General features: G+C 58.8%; 18 protein-coding genes. 9 read left to right on the top strand and 9 right to left on the bottom strand.

What is annotated here, in order from left to right:
• Positions 1 to 142: 142 nt before the first annotated feature.
• Entirely contained in the window at positions 143 to 850 is a 708-nt protein-coding gene (locus HMJ29_RS07050) for a ComF family protein (protein ID WP_171590816.1), read from the bottom strand.
• A 205-nt stretch (positions 851 to 1,055) separates the two neighbouring features.
• On the opposite strand from HMJ29_RS07050, the gene HMJ29_RS07045 reads away from it, so the two are divergent.
• The 3 genes from HMJ29_RS07045 (at position 1,056) to HMJ29_RS07035 (ending at position 2,719) form a co-directional block, all read left to right on the top strand.
• A complete protein-coding gene (locus HMJ29_RS07045) occupies positions 1,056 to 1,436 on the top strand; it encodes a carboxymuconolactone decarboxylase family protein (protein ID WP_171590815.1) in 381 nt (126 codons plus the stop codon).
• A 3-nt stretch (positions 1,437 to 1,439) separates the two neighbouring features.
• Complete coding sequence (locus tag HMJ29_RS07040) at positions 1,440 to 1,802, top strand: hypothetical protein (protein WP_171590814.1); 363 nt, start codon at positions 1,440 to 1,442, stop codon at positions 1,800 to 1,802.
• Between the two features lie 146 nt (positions 1,803 to 1,948).
• Positions 1,949 to 2,719 carry an exodeoxyribonuclease III gene (locus HMJ29_RS07035; RefSeq protein WP_171590813.1) on the top strand — a complete coding sequence of 257 codons (771 nt, stop codon included), beginning with the start codon at positions 1,949 to 1,951 and terminating at the stop codon, positions 2,717 to 2,719.
• A 185-nt stretch (positions 2,720 to 2,904) separates the two neighbouring features.
• On the opposite strand, the gene HMJ29_RS07030 is transcribed toward HMJ29_RS07035, so the two are convergent.
• The 6 genes from HMJ29_RS07030 to thrA all read right to left on the bottom strand — a co-directional run bounded on the left by HMJ29_RS07030 (position 2,905) and on the right by thrA (position 10,707).
• Entirely contained in the window at positions 2,905 to 4,170 is a 1,266-nt protein-coding gene (locus HMJ29_RS07030; RefSeq protein WP_171590812.1) for a protoporphyrinogen/coproporphyrinogen oxidase, read from the bottom strand.
• Positions 4,171 to 4,233: 63 nt separating this feature from the next.
• On the bottom strand, positions 4,234 to 5,052 hold the full coding sequence (locus HMJ29_RS07025; protein ID WP_171590811.1) for a toxin-antitoxin system YwqK family antitoxin: 819 nt from the start codon (positions 5,050 to 5,052) through the stop codon (positions 4,234 to 4,236).
• 113 nt (positions 5,053 to 5,165) lie between these two features.
• Positions 5,166 to 5,843 (bottom strand): c-type heme family protein, encoded by a 678-nt coding sequence (locus HMJ29_RS07020; protein WP_171590810.1) that lies wholly within the window; start codon positions 5,841 to 5,843, stop codon positions 5,166 to 5,168.
• Positions 5,844 to 5,951: 108 nt separating this feature from the next.
• The gene (gene thrC, locus HMJ29_RS07015; RefSeq protein WP_171590809.1) at positions 5,952 to 7,259 is read right to left on the bottom strand and encodes a threonine synthase; all 1,308 of its coding nucleotides are present in this window, start codon (positions 7,257 to 7,259) and stop codon (positions 5,952 to 5,954) included.
• A gap of 33 nt (positions 7,260 to 7,292) precedes the next feature.
• Positions 7,293 to 8,222 (bottom strand): homoserine kinase, encoded by a 930-nt coding sequence (locus HMJ29_RS07010; protein WP_171590808.1) that lies wholly within the window; start codon positions 8,220 to 8,222, stop codon positions 7,293 to 7,295.
• Between the two features lie 43 nt (positions 8,223 to 8,265).
• A complete protein-coding gene (gene thrA / locus HMJ29_RS07005) occupies positions 8,266 to 10,707 on the bottom strand; it encodes a bifunctional aspartate kinase/homoserine dehydrogenase I (RefSeq protein WP_171590807.1) in 2,442 nt (813 codons plus the stop codon).
• A gap of 466 nt (positions 10,708 to 11,173) precedes the next feature.
• Between thrA and prfA the strand changes: the two genes are divergently transcribed.
• The 4 genes from prfA to HMJ29_RS06985 all read left to right on the top strand — a co-directional run bounded on the left by prfA (position 11,174) and on the right by HMJ29_RS06985 (position 15,128).
• Positions 11,174 to 12,244 (top strand): peptide chain release factor 1, encoded by a 1,071-nt coding sequence (gene prfA, locus HMJ29_RS07000; protein WP_171590806.1) that lies wholly within the window; start codon positions 11,174 to 11,176, stop codon positions 12,242 to 12,244.
• 141 nt (positions 12,245 to 12,385) lie between these two features.
• On the top strand, positions 12,386 to 13,936 hold the full coding sequence (locus HMJ29_RS06995; protein ID WP_171590805.1) for a hypothetical protein: 1,551 nt from the start codon (positions 12,386 to 12,388) through the stop codon (positions 13,934 to 13,936).
• A 68-nt stretch (positions 13,937 to 14,004) separates the two neighbouring features.
• A complete protein-coding gene (locus HMJ29_RS06990; RefSeq protein WP_171590804.1) occupies positions 14,005 to 14,427 on the top strand; it encodes a secondary thiamine-phosphate synthase enzyme YjbQ in 423 nt (140 codons plus the stop codon).
• A gap of 107 nt (positions 14,428 to 14,534) precedes the next feature.
• A complete protein-coding gene (locus HMJ29_RS06985) occupies positions 14,535 to 15,128 on the top strand; it encodes a hypothetical protein (protein ID WP_171590803.1) in 594 nt (197 codons plus the stop codon).
• A 109-nt stretch (positions 15,129 to 15,237) separates the two neighbouring features.
• Here the strand turns inward: HMJ29_RS06985 and HMJ29_RS06980 are convergent, their stop codons facing one another.
• A complete protein-coding gene (locus HMJ29_RS06980; RefSeq protein WP_171590802.1) occupies positions 15,238 to 15,825 on the bottom strand; it encodes a hypothetical protein in 588 nt (195 codons plus the stop codon).
• Positions 15,818 to 17,365: a 2,3-bisphosphoglycerate-independent phosphoglycerate mutase gene (gene gpmI / locus HMJ29_RS06975; protein WP_171590801.1), complete on the bottom strand. Its 1,548-nt coding sequence runs from the start codon at positions 17,363 to 17,365 to the stop codon at positions 15,818 to 15,820. Before gpmI ends, HMJ29_RS06980 begins: the two co-directional genes overlap by 8 nt.
• Before the next feature lie 140 nt (positions 17,366 to 17,505).
• Between gpmI and HMJ29_RS06970 the strand changes: the two genes are divergently transcribed.
• Both HMJ29_RS06970 and nadC read left to right on the top strand, forming a co-directional pair.
• Positions 17,506 to 17,904 (top strand): DUF4783 domain-containing protein, encoded by a 399-nt coding sequence (locus HMJ29_RS06970; protein WP_171590800.1) that lies wholly within the window; start codon positions 17,506 to 17,508, stop codon positions 17,902 to 17,904.
• Positions 17,905 to 18,046: 142 nt separating this feature from the next.
• Positions 18,047 to 18,907, top strand: a complete 861-nt coding sequence (nadC, locus tag HMJ29_RS06965) for a carboxylating nicotinate-nucleotide diphosphorylase (RefSeq protein WP_171590799.1) — start codon at positions 18,047 to 18,049, stop codon at positions 18,905 to 18,907.
• The last annotated feature ends 83 nt before the right edge of the window (positions 18,908 to 18,990 follow it).

The following is an 18,990-nucleotide window of genomic DNA, read 5'->3' as shown; positions in this document are numbered from 1 at the left end:
CGTAAGGGGTGGCTTTATTGTTTGGGTTCCGCTCTCATGTTGAATGTCAAACTGGCTATGCTGAGGGTACTTTGGGCTAAGTACGATGGTGGCTGATCAGCAGAGAATCCGTGTCATTCGAGAAATCCGTTTAAATCCGTGATCAGTGACGGTCGGCAGTGGCGATGGTAGCCACGCTGACCTCAGCCGCTCCGGCAGCTAGCAGTACAGCTGCACAGGCCTCCAGGGTAGCGCCGGTTGTCAGAACGTCATCCACAATAAGCACGCGGCGGCCCATAATGGCTGCGGTATCAGCCACGGCGAAAACAGAGGATACGTTTTGCCAGCGCTGCAGGCGGTTCTTGCGGGTTTGGGAAGCAGTGTGGGTGGTGCGCTGCAAAGCAGTTGCGTGCCAGGGCAGGCCCAGGCCAGTAGCCAGACCCTCCGCGAAGCTATCGGCTTGGTTATAGCCACGTTTGGCCAGCTTACGCGGGTGCAGCGGCACGGGCACAATCAGGTCGAACTCCGGAGCGAGGCCGGCTTCCGACAGCTCCTGCCCGTACCAGTGGCCCAGCACCCGGCCCACGTCTTGCTGGCCCTTGTACTTGAGTTGATGCAATAGGTGTTGCACGCGGCCGTGGCGCAAGAAACGCAGATAGCTTAAGGTGTGCTTGACCGGCAGCTTGCCCCAGAAGCGCCGGACCAATGGGTTCTCAGCCGGTGGCAGCTGGTGGTAATCGGTGTAGGGCAGCTGGGCTCGGCAGTTGGTGCAGATGTGGTCCTCGCCTCGTGCCAGAGGCTCGTCGCAGGCCAGACACACGCGTGGGAACAGCAGGGAAACAAAGTCAGAGAGCAGCGCCGGAACAGGCATAGCAGGATAGATACGGTAACAAGAGATATAAGCACGAGCAGCTAACCCGATGCAAACGAACAACTTCCGTAGCGGGCTACTTATGCTGGTGAACTTCTCCCTAATTTTAAGTTTTAAATACGGGAATGAAAAGCAGCGAGCGGCCACTACAGGCCTAGAGCTGCCGTTATCATTCTTTTCTTCACTCTGAACCTACCGACTACTTATGAGCCTCGTCACCGAATTTAATGACTACCGCCAGCGCATGAACGAAAAGATCATGGCGGCCGATAACAAGGTCATCAAGCGGTTTTTCAACCTCGATACCAACACCTATCAAGAGGGGGCCCTTTCAGTGAAAACCAAGGAGATTGTGGGCCTGGCCTGCTCCATGGTGCTGCGTTGCGACGACTGCATCAAGTACCACCTCGGCAAGTGCTACGAGGAAAAGCTCACCGATGAGGAAGTGTATGAGGTATTCGCCATTGCCAACCTCATTGGGGGCAGCATCGTGATTCCGCACTTCCGCCGCGCCGTGGAGTACTGGGAGGCGCTGAAGGAAGAGTCGGCCACTCCGGCCCCTGTTCACGCGGAGCACCAGGCCTAGGCCATGTTGAACCCCGAGGAAACCGAAGCCCAGTTTGAGCAGCGCTGGTGGGAGCTAATGAATCTGATGCGTGAGCGGTTCGGTAAAAAGCCCGACATGAACGCGTTGCTCCTGCTTATTGGCGTGCAGGAGCTGGGCCAGGGTGCCGGCCCCTTCACTAAAGAGCAGAAGCAGGACCTGATGCACATTGCCACCTGCAAAATCTTCAGCTACTCCGGCTACTACGAACTCGACCGGGTAGATGAGGAGGGCTGGCCCCACTACCGCCTAGTGCGCCCCGTGCCCTTCGCCAACCTGAAAGAGCAGGAGCGCATGCTTAAGTGGCACGTGCTGGAGTACTTCGACGCGCAGGAAGACGAGGAGTAAACATCTGGCATTGCGAGCAGAGCGAAGCAATCTTTCCTTCTCCGTTGAATGGATATGCTCCCCAACGTTAAAGGAAGATTGCTTCGCTCTGCTCGCAATGACGCGTTGTTTCGAGGCTTCTTCGCGCAACAATACATTGTATCCCTATGAAAATTATTTCCTATAACGTCAATGGGCTGCGGTCGGCGCTGAGTAAAGGGCTGCTGGACTGGGTGCGCGAAGCCAACCCCGACGTGCTGTGCCTGCAGGAAATCAAGGCCGGGCGGGAGCCGTTGGATGTAGCAGGGTTTGAGGCCTTGGGCTACCACGCCTATCTGCATCCGGCGCAAAAGCCCGGCTATAGTGGGGTGGCTACTTTCACCAAGCAGGTGCCCCTAAACGTAGTGCACGGTTGCGGCACTGAAGCGTACGACAATGAGGGCCGGGTATTACGGCTCGACTTCCCGGATTGCTCCGTGCTGAATGTGTACATGCCCTCGGGCACCAGCGGCCCCGAGCGGCAGGCGTTTAAGGTAGAGTGGCTACACTTCTTCCGGCGCTACGTACGGGAGCTGCAGGCTGCCGGAGCCCCACCCTTAGTTATTGGGGGAGACTTCAACTGCTGCCAGCGCGACATTGACCTGCACAACCCTAAGGCCAACCAGCAAAGCCCCGGCTTCACGCCCGAGGAGCGGCAATGGTTCGCCGACTTCTTGCAGGATGGCTTCGTGGACACGTTCCGCCACCACCACGGCGACGCCGTAGGCCACTACTCCTGGTGGACTTACCGGGCCGGTGCCCGCGCCCGCAACGTAGGCTGGCGCCTCGATCATTTATTGGTAGATAAAGAGCTGGTGCCGCGCGTGCATGAGGCGCATTTGCTGCCAGATGTAGTGCATTCTGACCACTGCCCCACGCTGGTAGAGTTCAGCGGCTAAGCAGTTGCCAAATCCATAGATCTAGCCCACCTCAGAAGCACCTCATCCTGAGCAGCGCGAAGGATCTTGTCACGTTATAACGACTGGCCTAGTGCCTGTGCTACCGTGAACAGGTCTTTTGCGCTGCTCAGGATGAGGTGCTTTTATGCTTTCCAGAACAGAAGAATGGCTCTAGTAGAGTAGTGTTACCCAACTAGTAGCATTTCCGCAACCTCACGGCCAGTGGCAATGGCGGCGTTCAGCGAGGGGTAGGAGGTATAGTCGCCGCAGCGGTAGAGGTGGTCGGCTACTTTTAGCGTTTGACGGGCGGGCTGACCGGCCTCATACACAGGCAAGGCGTGCGGAATGGCGTAGGTGCGCAGGTGGCGCCACTGGCTTACGTCGGAGCCAAACCACTCCGTAAGCTCCTGGAGCAGGCGAGCGGTCAAGGCTTCCTCAGGTAAGCCATGCTCCCCCTGGGTGCTCACTGAAACCAGCGTCTGGCCTGCCGGTGCATAGTCAGGAGAGACATCGGAGGAGAAGCTCACGTTGTGCGCCAGGGAGTTGGGAGCGGCATTCAGGCGCAGGAGCTTATCGTGGCGGGCCGGCGAGTGAGGAGCGGCGAAGTAGGTGCAGGTGGTGTGGCGCCAGGTGGTGGCGGGGGCCTCGTGGGAAGGGGGCAAAAGCTTTTTGGCGGCCTCACCATCTACGGCTACCACCACGGCGGCAGCCTCAATAGTTTCGTCGGTCCAGAGGCGCACGGTGTTGCCGTTGATGGCATCAACGGGGGAGTTGAGCCGGATGGAACCGGCGGGTAGCCGTTGGGCTAGCTGCTCCGGAATCTGCTGTATACCCAGGGCGGGTATTACCGCATCACCTTGGGCAAACTGCTGGAACACAAACTCAAAGAAGTTAGCCGCTGTAGTCAGGCCCCGATCCAGGTACACGCCGCCGAAGAAGGGACGGAAGAAATTGTTGATGATTTGCTCACTCCAGCCGTATTCACGCAGAAACGTGAGGGTATCCTGGGTGTTGGTGGAGTTACGACTGATGAGCTGCCCGCTGGTGTACTGGCCTACGTGATAGGTTAGGCTCAGAATGCGCAGCTTGTCTTCTAGCGTGCCAATGGGGGAAAGCAGGGAAGTAAAGGCCGCGGAAGGTTTTTGCAACGGGTTCTGCACCGTGGTTTCGCGCCCATCGGCCAGCCGGATAACTGCCCCTGAGCGAAAGGCTTTCAGGTTGAGGGCGCCGTAATCGATGAGGCGCTGCACCTCAGGGTACTTGGTGAGCAGCACCTGAAAGCCCCGGTCGAGCCGGAAACCCTCGGGTGTGATATCCGTCCGGACGCGGCCCCCCACGGCGTCGCTGGCTTCGAGCACCAGCACCCTACGGCCCGCGCGGTGGAGATAGCAGGCGCAGGCCAACCCGGCCATGCCTGCCCCGATGATAACAATAGGAGCAGAAGAAGACATCAGAAAAACGTAAGGGAAATATGCGGGGCTCTGGCCTGCCGGCCAAGTAACCGCTAACGTGAACTAGGGTGCTGGCTGCGAACTTTTAGGCTCACAGGCCGGCTGAATTTTAACCTGCTCGGCCTGACTATAGTTGTCCCAGTCGGTGATATAAATAGTAGAGCGGTTGGTGTAGTACAGGCCCGTGCCGCGAATCATGCCGTTGGAAAACCGGCCTTTGCGGAAGTTTTCCTGCGCCAAAACCTTCTGCTGGCCCTTTACCTCCTTGACCTGCCAGCGGCCCTCGGGCAGGCCGTTGAGCACCGGGCCGCCCATCCACACATCATCCTCTACCCGGTACCAGGTACCGTTGCCGTTCGTGGTAAGCTGCTCGTCGGCCTCGTTCCAGAACTGCTGTACCAGCAATAGGCTGCCGTCGCCGAAGCTGAGCACCTGGCGTTTCGCGCCCGAAGGGTACCAGTAGGCCCAGTTGCCAATCATGCGGCCGTCGCGGTAGTTACCGCTGGCAGCCAGCGTTCCGTTCGGATGATAGATTTCAAACCGGCCTTCCTTGCGTCCGGCGGCATTATACGCGCCTTTGAGAGCCGGCTGGGCGTTGTTGAGCCAGTAGTCGCGCACAAACCCCCGGAAACGCTTGGTAGTGCTATCTATCTTGGCTTCACGCCAGATGACAGCGCACCCTGGCAGCGTGAGCTCATAGTCCTGGCTGTAAAAGAAGGCTGCGCTATCGGGGCCCAGCACTCGGTAATATTGGGAGAGGCGGTAAGAGGGTGGGGCCGGAGGCTCCGGGGTAGCGGCCTTGCGCTTCTGCGCTGATACTGGTAAGCTGGTCAGTAAGGATAACAATCCCACTAGTATGTAGGTAGTAAATGGGTGACCCATAGCAATTTGTACGGTAGAGAGATAGTAGTGACGCGTATCTATAGTAGAATGTTGCTGGCTTAAAATCAGACGGCTAGGCCAGTAGCCAGCAGCCGCTATAGCCAGAAGAGGCGCTAAAAGAGGGGCTTGCGCTTCTTCATAATCTTGCGGGTCTTCATGGTGTACAGCTCCGCCACGCCCGGCCGTTTCAGGCTCACGCGCCACACCCCCATTGCATCGCCTACCTTATAGCCGGTAGCCTGATCCTGAGGGTACTGTTTTTGGATGAGGGCATAGTCGGCGGGCTTGATGTCCGGGCCTACGGTGCCGTGGCAGCGCAGGCACAGCGCATCGTTCAGCACCACGGGGCGCTGATAAGTGAATTCCTCTGCCGAGAGCCGGGCTACGCGGCGGGTAGTATCAGTGGGCACCAGCTCCGCGGGCGTGAGGGCGGCTTGGTGGTCGGGGTTGCGCGGGCGCGGGCTCACCCAGCTGAGTGAGCCCTGCAGCGCTTTCGCCACTGATTCAACTTCAGGAAAGGTCATGGGACGGCAGTAGGGTAGGGCTGCCGCCACGCCTCCTGCTTGGAGCTTCTCGGAAAGAATGCGGCGCAACTCCCGGTCGGCGGTGTTAGTGAGGGAGTCGCCGCCCCAGCGGGTGGCCCGGAGTAGGTCGGCGGGCATAATGCGCTTCACCTGCCAGTTCTCGGCCTCCACGGCCAGCTCTTTGGTGTTGCTGAGGTGCTCAATCTGGTCGGGGCGGCAGGCGGGGAGCAGTAGGCTGAGCAGGGCGGCGCGAAGGAGGGTACGCATAGGGTGGGGGCGAATGGAGGCGAAAAGGTAACAGCCAGCCGCCAAAAATGTCGTTCTAGGCCACTACCTTTTCCCGGCCGCCTGACCACAAGCCGAGTGTACCGGCGGCTAGGCCACTACCTTTTCCAGCAGAAAGGCCCGCAACGCCTCATACGCCGGCTGCAGCTTAATGCTGCGCTTGGGCTTTGAGAGCAATTCATGCAGGGCGGCGGGCACCGGTACGGGTTGGCCGGTGGCGGGCTCCACGGCTTCCGGAAACTTCACCGGGTGGGCCGTTTCCAGGAAAATGCCCCGTGCCTCGGGGTGCTGGCTCAGGTAGTCCTTCAGAGCGAAATAGGCCACGGCCCCGTGTGGGTCGGGTAAGTAGCCCGTCTGCTCGTACACCTGCCGGATGGTTGCGGCCGTATCAGCATCCGACACGGAGTAACCCGTTAGTAACTGCTGAATCGCGGGGTGCTCGTGCCCGAACAGTTCTAGAATGCGCCCGAAGTTGCTGGGGTCACCTACATCCATGGCGTTAGAAAGCGTGGCCACGGCAACTTGCGCGGAGTACTTGCCCGAACGTAGGTAGGCGGGCACGGCATCATTAGCGTTGCAGGCCGCCACAAAGTGCGCCACCGGCAGCCCCGACACGTAGGCCAGTAGCCCCGCGCACAGGTTACCAAAGTTGCCGCTGGGCACGGCCACCACCGGCGGCGCAGCTTGCCTGGGCCACTGCGCCAGGGCGTAGCAGTAGTACACTTGCTGAGGCAGCCAGCGGGCCACGTTAATGGAGTTGGCGGAGGTAAGGCGGCGCCGGCTCATCAGCTCCGTATCCCGGAACGCCTGTTTCACCAGCCGCTGGCAGTCATCGAAGTTGCCCGCTACTTCCAGGGCCGTAATGTTTTGGCCCAAGGCCGTGAGCTGCTGCTCCTGTACCGGGCTCACCTTGCCGGAAGGGTAGAGAATAACCACCTCCACGCCCGGCACGCCCAGGAACCCGCTGGCTACTGCCCCGCCCGTATCACCCGAGGTTGCTACCAGCACCGTTACCGGCCGCGTTTCGTGGCGGGAGAAGTAGCCCAGGCACCGGCTCATGAACCGCGCGCCTACATCCTTAAAGGCCAGGGTAGGCCCGTGAAACAGCTCCAGCGCGCTAATGTGCTCCGTAACGGGCACCAGCGGAAACGGGAAGTCTACGGCCTCGGCGCAGATGCGGCGCAGCGCCGCTTCGGGAATGGTGTCGCCCACGTAAGGATGCAGCACGGTGTAGGCCACTTCCGGCGGGCTCAGCTCCGGCAGCTGCTCCACAAAGCCCGCCGGAAAGCGCGGAATGGTCTCGGGAAAGTAGAGGCCCCCGTCCGGGGCCTGGCCTGCTATGGTTGCGGCCCGGAAATCAACGGATTCAGCTTGGCGGTTGAGGCTATAATAACGCATATGAAAAAGCAGTGTAGTGACGTGGCTAGGCCACTAGGATATCCGGCAGCCCTGCTGATTGATGGTAGTCAGGTACGTATGATGATCGAGGCCTAGGCTGGTGTAAACTTCCCGCATTACCACTTCCACCGCCTGCGCCGTGGCCTCCTCTCGGCTCAGCATAAACAACGACGGCCCCGAGCCAGAAATGCCGCCGCCCAACGCACCGGCCTCGCGGCTGCGCGCCTTCACTTCGGCAAAACCCGGAATCAGGATGCTGCGAACCGGCTCAATAATTACGTCCTCGAGGGAGCGGCCAATAAGGTCGTAATCTGACTGCAGCAGGCCCGCCACCAAACCCGCCACGTTACCCCATTGCTTAATGGCGTCTTTCAGCGGCACGTGCTCCTTGAGAATTTGCCGGGCGTGGGAGGTCTTTATCTCAATCTGGGGGTGCACTACCGTCACGAACAGGGGCGGGGCGGCCAGCGGCACAATATCCGGCAGCGGCGTAGTGGCCCTAATCAGCGTGACTCCCCCGTAAATGCCGGGGGCAATGTTGTCGGCGTGGCGCACACCGGAAGCCACCTCTTCGCCATACATGGCAAAGTCTACCAGTTCTGCCTTGCTGAACCGTTCTCCCAGCAGCCGGTTGGCGCCTACCACCGCCCCTGCGGCGCTGGCGGCGCTGCTGCCAATGCCGCTACCTGGCTTAATGGTTTTATTGATGCGCACCTCAACCCCTACGGCTTCCGGCACGGCCCGCAGCAACGCCAACAGTGCAGCCCCGGCCACGTTGCGGGTAGGCTCAGTAGGCAGGTCGTAGTCGTCTTCATTGATGATGACCACGCCCGGCTGCTCCGTCAGGCGCAGGTGCATGGTGTCGTTCGGCTCATTCAGCGCAAACCCGAGTACATCAAACCCACACACCACGTTGGCCACGGTGGCCGGGGCCAGCACGGTAATAGAATCAGAGAAATTCATGAAAGGAATCTAGAGGTAGATCTATTAGCGGCGGTGGGGCCGCCTACTGCACGGCCCGCAAGATATCGGCAAATACTCCGGAGGCCGTGACATCGGCGCCGGCGCCGGCACCCTTAATAACAAGCGGCTGTTCGGTGTAGCGGTTGGTGAAAAACAGCACAGCGTTGTCCTTGCCTTGCAGGGCGTACAGGTCGTGGCCGGGGGCAATAGACTGCAGGCCTACGCGGGCCTGGCCATCTCGGTAGCGCGCCACGAAGCGGAGCTTCTCCCCCTTTTCAGCGGCCGCGTCATACAGGGCCCGGAAGTGAGGCTCGTGCACCGCCAGCTGCTCATAAAACGCGGCCACGTCGCCCTCCAGGCAGGAGGCAGGCAGGAAAGAGTCGTTCTCAATGTCGCTAAGCTCCAGGTGCTGGCCCGACTCCCGGGCCAGAATCAGGATTTTACGCGCCACGTCCACGCCCGTCAGGTCCAGGCGCGGGTCGGGTTCCGTGTAGCCTTCATTCTGGGCTTGGCGTACCACCTCGGCAAAGGGCCGCGTGCCGTCGTAGTTATTGAATACAAAGTTGAGCGTGCCCGACAATACGGCCTCAATGCGGTGCACCTCGTCGCCGCTGCGCAGCAAGTCGTTCAGTGTTCCGATAACCGGCAGGCCTGCGCCCACGTTGGTTTCAAACAGGAACTGCGTGTTGAAGTCGCTCGCCAGGGTTTTGAGACGGGCGTAGGCCACGTACTCGGAGGAGGCCGCCACCTTATTGCAGGCTACCACCGCCACCGAACGGGCCAGTAGCGGAGCGTAGCAGGCGGCTACCTCGGCGCTGGCCGTTACATCTACAAATACCGTATTGCGCAGGTTAAGGGCCAAAAGCTGCTCCGTGAGCGTGGGCAAATTGAGGGGCTGACCACCAGCCAGGGCCTGCTGCCAGTTCTCCAAATCGAGGCCTTCCTCATTCAGCACAAAGCGTGAGCTATTGGCCAGGCCTACCACCCGCAGGTTCAGGCGCAGCTTCTCACGCAGCCAGGTTTGCTGGCGGGCCAGTTGCTCCAGCAGCTTGCTGCCCACGTTGCCTACGCCCGCTACCACCAGGTTTACCTGGCGGGTAGTAGCCTCAAAGAAGGTTTCATGGAGTACGTTGCTGGCCTTGCGCACGTCCTGCTGCCGAATAACGGTGGAGATGTTCTTCTCCGACGAGCCCTGGGCAATGGCCCGGATGTTGATACCATTGGTACCCAGCGCCGAGAACATGCGCCCACTGATGCCGGGGTGGTCCTTCATCTGCTCTCCCACCAGCGCCACAATGGCCAGGCTACTCTCCATGTCCAGCGGGTCGAGGCGGCCGTTGTTAATTTCGGCTTCAAACTCCGTGTCGGCGGCCTGTTTGGCGCGAGCAGCTTCGGCCTCACTCACGGCCACGCAAATGGAATGCTCCGAGGAGCTTTGGGTGATGAGGATAACGTTAACCTGCTCCCGGGCCAGTGCCGCGAACAGCCGCCGCGAGAACCCCGGAATGCCTACCATGCCGCTACCCTCCAGCCGCAGCAGCGCCACCGGCCCAATGCTGGAAAGCCCCCGCACAATAGCTTTGTTGGCCGGCGGCTCCACTTCTACCAGCGTGCCGGCATCGTTGGGGGCGAAGGTATTCTTGATCCAGAGCGGAATGCCTTGCTGGCGCACCGGCTGAATGGTAGGCGGGTATAGCACCTTAGCGCCGAAGTGCGAAAGCTCCATGGCTTCCTGATACGAGATGCGCGGGATAGGCCTAGCGTGGCGCACCAGCCGCGGGTCGGCCGTCATCATGCCACTCACGTCCGTCCATATTTCCAGCTGCTCAGCGCCCAGCGCTCCGGCAAAAATAGCGGCAGTGTAGTCGGAGCCGCCGCGACCCAGCGTGGTAGTGCTGCCGCCTGCTTCCGCCGCCACAAACCCCGGCGCCACCAGCAGCGGCACCCCGGCCGCCGTCACGGCCGCCTGTATCTGCTGATTGGTTACGCCAAAATCTACGGCCGCGTGGCCATACCTGGCATCCGTCCGGATAAGCTGCCGGCTATCCAGCCACGCGTAGGCCACTCCACGCGCCGCCAGGCCCGCCGCCATCACCCTCGACGACAGCAGCTCGCCGTAGCTCACCAGCCGGTCGAGGGTACGGTCAGAAAGCTCGCCCAGCGCGAAGATGCCGTCGCAGAGATGTTCTAACTCGTTGCAGTGCGTTTTCACGAAGCTGAGCACCGCACTTTGGCCCGCAATGGGTAGTAAGGAGCGCACCACTTCCAGGTGGCGCTTCTCCAGCTGCCGCAGCTGCTCCCGGTACGCTCCGTCTGCGGCTGCGGCCCGCCGGCCGGCCTCAATCAGGGCATCGGTCACGCCTCCCAGCGCCGATACCACCACCACCGTGGTCGTGCGGCGGGCGGCTGCCTCCGCCAGGGTTAAGACTCGCTGCATATTTTCGGCCGTAGCCACCGATGAACCTCCGAATTTGAGAACCTGCATAACGTGTTGACATGAAAAAGCCCGCATCGGCCCGGTAGCTCCCTGGTGGGGCTTTCCGGCGAAGCGGGCGGCGAAGAATCTGAAGTGTAAGAGAAATCCGCAGCCCGCTTAGCGGGTTGTTGTCACGGTTGTGCCTGTAATAATGACTGGGCAAGTCATTACCATGCAGGGTGAAACAAAAAGGGCTCTAACCGAGGCCATACGTGCGGATTTACGGCGGTAAGCTAGGAATTATTCTGAAAGAGCCATGTTTATCAAATAGTTAATTCTACGATTTCTACGGAGGGCAAACAGTAGTTTATTATTCCGACGCAGGAGAAATCTGAGTTAACCTTTCAACGGTTGCCCCAGATTCCTGCTGCGTTGGAATAACAAACTACTACTTCTACGCCAGCTAGTTCGCTCGTATTTAGGGACGGATTCGTTTGCGTACCTTTGCACTCCCAATACTATTTCTGCAGGCACGATGCTAGATAAACTGGAGGCCATCCAACAGCGTTTCAACGACGTGAGCGAGCAGCTCACGCACCCGGACGTCATGAGCGACATGAAGCGCTTCAAGACGCTCAATAAAGAGTATAAGGATCTGAACAAGATCGTAGTCGAGTACAAGGCCTACCAGAATGTGCTGGCCAACATCGACAGCGCCAAGGAAGTTATTGCTACTGAAAAGGACGAGGACTTCCGCCAGATGGCGAAGGAGGAGCTGGAAATGCTCTACCCTGAGCAGGAGCGCTTGGAAGCCCTCATCAAGGACTTGCTGCTGCCCAAAGACCCCAACGATTCCAAGGATGTAATCATGGAAATCAGGGCTGGCGCGGGCGGCGACGAGGCGGCCATTTTTGCCGGCGACCTGCAGCGCATGTACATGCGCTACGCCGAAAAGCACAACCTGAAAATGGACCTGATTGACGCCACCGAAGGCACTTCCGGCGGCTATAAGGAAATTATTCTGGCCGTGAAAGGCGAGGACGTGTACGGCAAGCTCAAGTTTGAGTCGGGCGTGCACCGCGTGCAGCGCGTACCAGCCACCGAAACCCAGGGCCGTATTCATACCTCAGTAGCTTCTATTGTGGTAATGCCGGAAGCTGAAGAACTGGACGTGCAGATTGATATGAACGACGTGCGCAAGGACCTGTTTATGTCGTCGGGCCCCGGTGGGCAGTCGGTAAACACCACTTACTCAGCGGTACGCCTCACGCACCTTCCCACTGGCCTGGTAGCCCAGTGCCAGGACCAGAAGTCGCAGCTCAAGAACTTTGATAAAGCTCTGCAGGTGCTCCGCTCGCGCCTGTATGAGATTGAGCTGGCCAAGAAAAACGAAGTAGAAGGCGCGGCTCGCAAGAGCATGATCGGGGGCGGCGACCGTTCCGACAAGATCCGCACCTACAACTACCCCCAGGGCCGCGTAACCGACCACCGCATTGGCTTCACGGTGTACAACCTGAGCAGCGTAATGGACGGCAACATCGACGATTTCGTGGAGCAGTTGCGCCTGGCCGAAAGCGCCGAGCGCCTGAAAGAAGGAGTGGCCTAGCCGTACTAAGTCGGCGGCCCCTCCCGTTTGTCATGCTGCGCTTGCCCAAGCATCTTTACCTCTGGCCGCTCAACTGGCCTACGAAGTGGTAGAAAGGCTGCGGCAGGCGCAGCATGACGCTTTTATACCTATCTTCCTCCTATGCGCTTTCTACTCCCGCTGTTGCTTGTATTGTCGTGCCTTACGGTCTTGCTGCCGGGCTGCGAGCCCAAGGAGGACCTGGTTACTACTGACAGCAGTGCCATGCTCAGCTTCTCCACCGATACGGTGAAGTTCGATACGGTATTTACCACGGTGGGCACCGTTACGAAGCGCTTGTGGGTGTATAACCGCAACTCAAGGGCCGTGAAGGTGGAGGAGATTGGCATTCAGAGCCAACCGGGCGTTACGTACTCGCTGCTCATTGATGGCGATGCCGGCGCCACGGCCCGCGACAAAGTAATTCGGGGCAAGGATAGCCTGCTGGTACTGGTGCGCGCTACCATTGACCCCACTCCCAGCGATGAAAAGCCGTTTCTGGTAGAAAACGACCTGCGCTTTCGTACCAACGGCAACGACCAGCAGGTGAAGGTGGTGAGCTACGGCCAGAACGCTTACTTCCACGATAATGTGCGGCTGGCCTGCGATGCCATCTGGAAGGCAGATAAGCCCCATGTGATTTATAACGTGGCCCTGGTTGATTCTGGCTGCACGCTTACCATTGAGCCCGGTGCCCGCATCTACAGCCATGCCGGCGCTTTTCTGGTGGTGAAGGGCAGCCTACGCATCAACTCTAACTATAAGCCTGCGGGCGAGCTAAAGCCCGATGACCGCAATATTGTGCGCTTCCAGGGCGACCGGCGTGAGCAGGACTACACCGAAGCCCCCGGCCAGTGGGGTGGCCTGGAGTTCGATGCCAGCAGCCACGACAACATCATCCGATTCACGGAAATTAAAAACGCGTCATTCGGCCTGCTGATTTATAACCCCTACAACCGGCAACCTCGCCCAAAAGTGACGGTAGAAAACAGCGTTATTAAGAATATCTCCAGCGCCAGCCTCGACTTTGCCAGTGGGGGCTTGTCGTTACAGGGGGCCGGGCTGCTAGGCCTGTCTGGTGATTTTACGGTCCGCAACACGCTGCTTACCAACTGCTGGGAGTATGCCATCTGGGGGGTACAAGGGTGTGTGTATCAGCTTGATTACTGTACTATTGCCAACTACATAACCGCGCCAGGGTCTTCGCCCATCCGCCAAACGCCCTCGGTACTACTCGCCGACAACATCAAGATTAATAACCAGGCGCGCCCCATTGTGGCCCCTCGCTTCACCATGCGCAACTCCATTGTGTGGGCGCAGCAACGGTTTGCCTTTACCGGGGGCGGCCAGGATGAAATTCTGTTCTTGAACGGAGAGCGGTATGCTGGCAATATTAGTATTACAAACAGCATACTACTTACGAAAGAATATACCGCGGGTCCCCTTAGCCAGAACAAAAACGGTAACATCCTGAACCCCACCGAGGGCCCTAACTACCTGTTTAAGAGCACTCCTGCGCGCCTCCGGGGCAAAACCTATAGCTACGAGCTCGATACCTTATCGGCGGCCAGCAACAAGGGCGTGCCACTGCCCGGTGTAACCATAGACCTGCTCAACCGCCCCCGAGACCCCGCCACGCCCGATATTGGCGCGTATGAGCGCAAAAACCCGTAGCCTGGGTGAGGCTGCTTGCCGGTTGCTTACACTCAGCAATCAGCACTCCACAGTCAATCTTCCACTCTATGCAGTTTATACAGAAGCGCCTGCGTCTGCCGGCCGTTAGCCGAGGTTTCCATTTAATTACCGATTTGCTGGTGGCCGAGCTGCCGGAGCTGGAGCAGCTGCGCGTGGGCACTGCCCATTTTTTCATTCAGCACACCTCCGCTAGCCTAAGCATCAACGAAAACGCCGACCCCACTGTCCGGCACGATTTTGAGCAATTCTTCAACCGCACGGTGCCCGAAAACGCTCCCTACTTCCGTCACACGCTGGAAGGCCCCGACGATATGCCGGCGCATATAAAAGCCAGCCTGCTAGGCCACGCCGTGAGCATTCCCATTACCAATGGGGAGCTGGCCCTGGGTACCTGGCAGGGAATTTACCTCGGAGAGCACCGCAACCAGGGAGGCCGCCGCTGGGTGGTGGCTACGCTGATGGGGCAATAAGCGCGTTCTGGATATCTGGAGCCATTTCTCATCGATTTGTCCGGTGATAAGCAAGCCGTTGGGTACACTTTTGCGTATAGAGCGAAAGGTACCTTTTGCCTGTGCTTATGTTTGCCGTGCTGTTACTCTCCACATCTGCCAAAGCCTTTACGGCCGCCTCGTTCTACACGCTGCTGCTGCTGAGTGCGTGCAGCCCCGACGGTTCCGGGACCGATGAGCATAAGCAAACAGCTAAGCAACCCAAGACGGCCACCGCTTCGGCTAAGCCGACTGCGGCCGCGCCCGGCCCCACAGCAAAGGTGGTGCGCCTAACCAATGATTCTCTGGCCGGCCAGCCGTTTGGCCCTGAGCCCACGGTAACGGAGCTACTGAGCGCCGGAGGCACCGTGGTAACCCGCAAGCCCTTCCGCAACCTGCACGAGGCGGGTCAGATAGACACTATTTTGCTGCTGCGCCACCGGGGCAACCTATTTGAATTTTACCGTGCCCCGGAGAAAGACCTGCTGCGCGACGCCTCCATTACCAACTTCGAAACTGCTTATGGCCGCCGCCTGCGTTCCCGTATGGCCGCTGCTCACCATGCGGCTGCCGGGGCCACTGAGCGCATCCGGATCGGCGACACTGAGCGGGCTAACTACGTGTCCGTGACTTACAGTAGCGGCCAGGTTAGTGCCGTGCATGTAGAGCCTTACGTAGATTAAGAAAACGCCGGAAGGGTTCTGCCGAAGAGAAATGAAGTGAGGCAGCCGCTAGGCCACTTTTACTTTCTGTTCTCTTCAGCGGAACCCTTCCGGCGTATTTGATTGCTATTTAGAGCACTTTTCCGGCGGCAGAGTACCGCACACTATCAAATAGAATCAGCTTCTGAATTCCATCTACCCGGTAGCTGGTTAGCTGCCCATTTTGGCACTGCAGCCGGAGCTTTTTCTGGGAGTACACCAGCGGGTTGTCCTGTGCTAAAGTAGCCGTGAGCGACTGCACCGTGGGGCCCTGGGTAACTACGGTAAGCTGCTCCACCGGGAAATCCTGGCCCGGCAGGCGGCGGTAGGTGCGCTTGGTCAGACCCTCGGGAGTGGTGAGAGAGTCAATGGCGTAGGTACCACGTAGTGCCGGCTTGTTGATGTCAGCTTGCTGAAAGATCTGTAGCTCCTTGGTCCAGTCTACCTGCGGCACGCGAGTAGTTTCTAGGCCACCTGTGCGCAGCTGTACCTGCTTTTCTACGGCGGGCCGTTGCTGATTAAGCCGGGCGGCTTCTTGGCTTATAAAGCCACTCACATCAAAATAGCGCAGCGCCGGGGTAGGCCTGTTAGAGCTGGCTGTAACGGGCTGCTCCTGCTCACCGCACGCAGCCGTGAGCAGGAGCAACAGTACTGCCGATGCGCAACCTGCGCTACGCATTCGGAGCGGTTGCAGGGCGGAGCAGGCTCTGGCCCGTCATTACTTCCGGCTGAGACAAGCCCATGAGCTGCAATACGGTAGGCGCAATGTCGCCGAGCTTGCCATCGGCCAGCGTGCCGTGGTAGTCGTTGTCGGCCAGAATGCAGGGCACCAGGTTGGTAGTGTGGGCCGTGTTAGGTGTACCATCGGGGTTAATCATCATATCCGCATTGCCGTGGTCGGCAATGATGATGCAGGAATAGTTGCTGGCCAAGGCGGCTTCTACCACATCTTTGGTGCAGGCATCTACTGCTTCGGCGGCTTTCACGGCTGCCTCAAACACGCCAGTGTGGCCTACCATGTCCGTATTGGCAAAGTTCAGCACCACAAAATCAGCTGACTTGGCCTGCAGCTCGGGCACCAGGGCATCGCGCAGCTCATAGGCGCTCATCTCAGGCTGCAGATCGTAGGTGGCTACTTTGGGTGAGTTGCGCATAATGCGGTTCTCGCCGTCAAACTCTTTCTCGCGGCCCCCTGAGAAGAAGAACGTTACGTGCGGGTACTTCTCCGTTTCGGCAATGCGAATCTGTGACTTGTGATTGGCCTCCAGCACCGCGCCCAACGTGTCTTCAAGGTTATCCTTTTCGAAGATGGGGGTGACACCCGTAAACGTGGCGTCGTAGTTGGTCATGGTGAGGTAGTGCAGGTTCAGCCGGTGCATGTTGAAGGCGTGGAAGTCCTGCTGGGTCAGGGCCTGCGTAATTTCGCGGCCCCGGTCGGTGCGGAAGTTAAAGCAGAGCACGACATCCCCATCCTGGATAGTAGCCAGTGGCAACCCATCAGCACCCACCTTCACAATCGGCTTCAGGAACTCATCCGTCACGCCCTCTTTATATGAGTCGAGCATGGACTGAATCAGGTTCTGCGACTCCGTGCCCTTGCCGTTCACCAGTAGGTCGTAGGCCACCTTCACCCGTTCCCAGCGGTTATCGCGGTCCATGGCGTAGTAGCGGCCCACAATAGAGGCAATTTTACCGCTGGCACCGTGCTGCAAGTGCTGCTCCAGGTCATTTACGTAGCTCACACCGCCTTTGGGGTCGGTGTCGCGGCCATCGGTAAAGGCATGGATGAAGACCTTGTGCACGTCGTGGTCGTGGGCCAGGGTGCACAGGGCTTTCAGGTGCTCGATGTGGGAGTGCACGCCACCATCGGATAGCAGGCCCATTAAGTGCACCGGCTTGCCGTTGGTGCGGGCATAGTCTAAGGCCTGCACCAGCGCAGGCATGGTGCCCAGCTTCCGCTCCCGAATAGATTTATTGATGCGGACCAGGTCCTGATACACCACGCGGCCGGCCCCAATATTCATGTGGCCTACCTCCGAGTTGCCCATCTGCCCATCGGGTAGCCCCACGGCCTCACCCGAGGCCTGGAGCTTACTATGTGGGAAACGCTGAAACAACGAGTCGACAAAGGGCGTACGCGCTTGGTCAATGGCCGATACTTCTTTGTTCTGTGCCAGACCCCAGCCGTCCAGAATCACCAACAATACCTGTTTGTTCATAAGGGCAAAGATACACGTAGGCCACCGAAACACGCACATTTTCCTAACTTAGCCGCGTAGAGGTGTCCTAGAAGAAGTTTATTTACGACGCTAGCTTGGCATAGTTTTCGCCAGTGAGATGATGAAATCTTTACGTTAACATGAAACGCAACCTCTTTTTGGCTTTTGCACTTGTTTGGAGCTTACTCATTGCAGTAGGTGCCAACGCCCAAGGTGAAGCCTTCGCGCCCATTCGTAATGCCATTCGCGAGAGTTCTTCCCGTGAACTGGCCGACTTTTTCGCCCCCACGGTAGAGCTGAGCTTTGATGGTGACAAGCAGAGCTATAGCGCTACCCAGGCCGAATTTGTCATGAAGGATTTCTTTGCGAAGAACTCACCGGCTTCTTTTGACTTCATCCACTACGGCGGCAGCAACGAAGGAACGCCCTATGCCGTGGGCAAGTACGCTGGCAAAACCAGCACCTACCGTATGTTCGTGAAGATGAAATCGGTAGGCGGAACTCTGAAAATCGGTACTATCGATTTTTCCAAAGAATAACCCATTACTAATCTCTCCCTGAAGCGCGCCGCAGAACTCTCTGCGGCGCGCTTTTTTTGTGCATTTTGGCCCGCCTAGGCCACCTGAGCCCAATAGCAAGCCCGACGGCGCTAGTCGGGCCGTTTTTTGCTATTTTTGCACCGTGCAAACCCCTCCTTACCTCACCCCCGAATCTCTTACCACGTTTATTCGGACGGCCCTGGCCGAAGATATCGGCGACGGTGACCATTCTACGCTGGCCTCTATTCCGGCCGATGCCCATAACCGGGCGCAACTGCTGGTGAAAGACGCCGGGGTGCTGGCGGGTGTGGAGCTGGCCCACTACATCTTCCGGGAAGTTGACCCGGAGCTTCGCGTGCAAACCATCCTCACGGATGGCACGCGCGTGCAGCGCGGCGACGTAGCCTTTACCGTGGAAGGTCGGGCCCGCAGCATTCTGACCGCTGAGCGCTTAGTGCTTAACTGTATGCAGCGCATGAGCGGCATTGCCACCCAAACGGCTCACCTCACCAGCCTGCTGGCCGGCACCAAAACCCGCCTGCTCGATACGCGCAAAACCACCCCCAACTTCCGGCTCTGCGAGAAGTGGGCCGTGCTGATTGGCGGCGGCGTAAACCACCGCTACGGCCTCTTCGACATGATTATGCTGAAGGACAACCATGTCGATTACGCCGGGGGGGTTCGTCAGGCTATTGAGGCTACGCATCAGTATCTGGCTCAAACTGGCCGGAAGCTGGAGATTGAGGTGGAAACCCGCACCATAGCCGAAGTACAGCAGGTGCTGGAAATAGGCGGCGTTGACCGCATCATGCTCGATAACATGGGCCCTACCCAGCTGCGCGAAGCTGTGGCGCTGGTAGCCGGCCGCTTTCCGCTGGAGGCAAGCGGGGGCATTACCGAGGAAACTATTGCCGAGGTGGCCGCAACGGGCGTCGACTACATCTCGGTGGGCGCGTTAACGTACTCAGTCAAAAGCCTGGACCTGAGCCTGAAAGCCTTTTAAAGAAGCTGCCAATTGATTGTGAATTGTTGATCATGAGGCCGTAGTCGTCGACAGGAACCAACAAGTAACAAGCAGCACGCAAC

The sequence above is a fragment of the Hymenobacter taeanensis genome, assembly GCF_013137895.1.
GTDB classification, from domain to species: Bacteria; Bacteroidota; Bacteroidia; order Cytophagales; family Hymenobacteraceae; genus Hymenobacter; species Hymenobacter taeanensis.
The sequence above is the reverse complement of the archived record's forward strand: the minus strand, read 5'-3'. Positions and strand labels throughout refer to the sequence as shown.

Excerpts from the sequence above, each read along its gene's own strand:
- HMJ29_RS07050 (WP_171590816.1), bottom strand. The coding sequence starts at position 850 with ATGCCTGTTCCGGCGCTGCTCTCTGACTTTGTTTCCCTGCTGTTCCCA.
- HMJ29_RS07045 (WP_171590815.1), top strand. The coding sequence starts at position 1,056 with ATGAGCCTCGTCACCGAATTTAATGACTACCGCCAGCGCATGAACGAA.
- HMJ29_RS07040 (WP_171590814.1), top strand. The coding sequence starts at position 1,440 with ATGTTGAACCCCGAGGAAACCGAAGCCCAGTTTGAGCAGCGCTGGTGG.
- HMJ29_RS07035 (WP_171590813.1), top strand. The coding sequence starts at position 1,949 with ATGAAAATTATTTCCTATAACGTCAATGGGCTGCGGTCGGCGCTGAGT.
- HMJ29_RS07030 (WP_171590812.1), bottom strand. The coding sequence starts at position 4,170 with ATGTCTTCTTCTGCTCCTATTGTTATCATCGGGGCAGGCATGGCCGGG.
- HMJ29_RS07025 (WP_171590811.1), bottom strand. The coding sequence starts at position 5,052 with ATGGGTCACCCATTTACTACCTACATACTAGTGGGATTGTTATCCTTA.
- HMJ29_RS07020 (WP_171590810.1), bottom strand. The coding sequence starts at position 5,843 with ATGCGTACCCTCCTTCGCGCCGCCCTGCTCAGCCTACTGCTCCCCGCC.
- thrC (WP_171590809.1), bottom strand. The coding sequence starts at position 7,259 with ATGCGTTATTATAGCCTCAACCGCCAAGCTGAATCCGTTGATTTCCGG.
- HMJ29_RS07010 (WP_171590808.1), bottom strand. The coding sequence starts at position 8,222 with ATGAATTTCTCTGATTCTATTACCGTGCTGGCCCCGGCCACCGTGGCC.
- thrA (WP_171590807.1), bottom strand. The coding sequence starts at position 10,707 with ATGCAGGTTCTCAAATTCGGAGGTTCATCGGTGGCTACGGCCGAAAAT.
- prfA (WP_171590806.1), top strand. The coding sequence starts at position 11,174 with ATGCTAGATAAACTGGAGGCCATCCAACAGCGTTTCAACGACGTGAGC.
- HMJ29_RS06995 (WP_171590805.1), top strand. The coding sequence starts at position 12,386 with ATGCGCTTTCTACTCCCGCTGTTGCTTGTATTGTCGTGCCTTACGGTC.
- HMJ29_RS06990 (WP_171590804.1), top strand. The coding sequence starts at position 14,005 with ATGCAGTTTATACAGAAGCGCCTGCGTCTGCCGGCCGTTAGCCGAGGT.
- HMJ29_RS06985 (WP_171590803.1), top strand. The coding sequence starts at position 14,535 with ATGTTTGCCGTGCTGTTACTCTCCACATCTGCCAAAGCCTTTACGGCC.
- HMJ29_RS06980 (WP_171590802.1), bottom strand. The coding sequence starts at position 15,825 with ATGCGTAGCGCAGGTTGCGCATCGGCAGTACTGTTGCTCCTGCTCACG.
- gpmI (WP_171590801.1), bottom strand. The coding sequence starts at position 17,365 with ATGAACAAACAGGTATTGTTGGTGATTCTGGACGGCTGGGGTCTGGCA.
- HMJ29_RS06970 (WP_171590800.1), top strand. The coding sequence starts at position 17,506 with ATGAAACGCAACCTCTTTTTGGCTTTTGCACTTGTTTGGAGCTTACTC.